Source organism: Microbacterium sp. MTN4-26, from assembly GCF_042846595.1.
Classification (GTDB): Bacteria; Actinomycetota; Actinomycetes; order Actinomycetales; family Microbacteriaceae; genus Microbacterium; species Microbacterium luteum.
This window is the reverse complement of the sequence record NZ_BTGO01000046.1, coordinates 1-1,315: the sequence shown is the minus strand read 5'-3', so window position 1 is coordinate 1,315 and position 1,315 is coordinate 1. Positions and strand designations below refer to the sequence as shown.

Annotated in this window: 2 protein-coding genes; one reads left to right on the top strand and one right to left on the bottom strand. The window is 66.5% G+C overall.

Features of this window, described 5'->3' with window-relative positions:
* Positions 1-67: 67 nt before the first annotated feature.
* Positions 68-397, top strand: a complete 330-nt coding sequence (locus ACGG9C_RS16995) for a hypothetical protein (RefSeq protein WP_026095586.1) — start codon at positions 68-70, stop codon at positions 395-397.
* Here ACGG9C_RS16995 and ACGG9C_RS16990 read toward each other — a convergent pair.
* A protein-coding gene (locus ACGG9C_RS16990) for an IS5 family transposase (protein WP_233449959.1) occupies positions 378-1,224 on the bottom strand; the annotation gives its coding sequence in 2 pieces (ribosomal slippage) (positions 378-917 and positions 919-1,224; 846 coding nt in all). The genes ACGG9C_RS16995 and ACGG9C_RS16990 overlap by 20 nt on opposite strands.
* Positions 1,225-1,315 lie beyond the last annotated feature (91 nt).

Sequence of the window (1,315 nt, the reverse complement as noted above, 5' to 3'; positions counted from 1 at the left end):
CTAGGGCGTGTTGATCAAGAAGGTGCGGGGTGGCCAGCCGCCGTGAGTTGCGCGGGAGAATGGGCGTGTGAAGATCCAGGTGCTGCATATCGAGGATTGCCCGAATTGGCAGGAGGCGGGCGATCGAGTACGGCTGGTGCTCGACTCGATCGGACGGGGCGATGTTCCGGTGGAGTTCGTGTTGATCCGCACCGAGGCTGAGGCGGTGAGCTCTGGTTTCGCGGGCTCGCCCACGATTCTTCTGGACGGTCAGGACTTGTTCCCGTCCCAGGGGAACACTGCCGACTTGGCGTGCAGGGTCTATCTGACCGAGCGCGGCTTTGCGGGTGCGCCGACGGTGGGACAGCTTGAGCGCACGCTGCAGGAGCGCGAAGCGCTCAGCGGAGATCGGTCTTGATCCAGATCAGCGCCGCGGCGAGGCTGACGGCGGCTCGGTAGTTGCGGGCGAGTTTGTCCGAGCGCATCGCGATGCCGCGCCACTGCTTGAGACGGTTGAAGCAGCGTTCTACGACGTTGCGTCCCTTGTAGCGTTCCTTCTGCTTGTCGCCGAAAGCGATCGGCCGGCCCGGCTTCTTGCGGCGGTGCGCGATCTGGTCGTCCCGCTCGGGGATGGTCGCCGCGATCCTCCGGTCGCGGAGCCAGGCGCGGTTCGCCCTTGAGGGGTACCCCTTGTCGGCGAGCACCCGGTCGGGGCGGGTGCGGGGGCGGCCCTTCCCGTCGCGGGGAACGCGGATGTTCTCCAGCACCGCGCTCATCATCGTGGTGTCGTTGATGTTCCCGGCGGTGATCATCATGCTCAGCGGCCGGCCGCGGCCGTCGCAGACCAGGTGCAGTTTGGTCGTCAGCCCGCCGCGGGAGCGTCCGATCCCGTGATCAGGCGGCTCGGACCACGGATTCTTGTGATTCGGCACAGCCCCCTGTGTCCCGGGCGAGGGTCGCGCCGTGCTGATGCACGCGCGCGATCGTGGAGTCGATCGAGACGACCCAGTCGATTTCCCCAGCGGCGTCGGCCTGCTTCTGCACCTCGGTGAGCAGCTTCTGCCAGGTGCCGTCCCCGGCCCACCGGTTGAACCGCTTGTAGATCGAGTTCCACTTCCCGAACCGTTCCGGAACGTCACGCCACGGCGCACCGGTCCGGTACTTCCACGCCATCCCCTCGATAGCGAGCCGGTGATCCGTCCACGGCCGCGACCGACCGGTCACCGTCGGCATCAACGGCTCCATCACGGCCCACACCTCGTCAGAGATCTCCTGTCGCGTCACCGTTCAAGACTCACCCACCGAGGAGCGGAACCTCTTGATCAACACGCCCTAG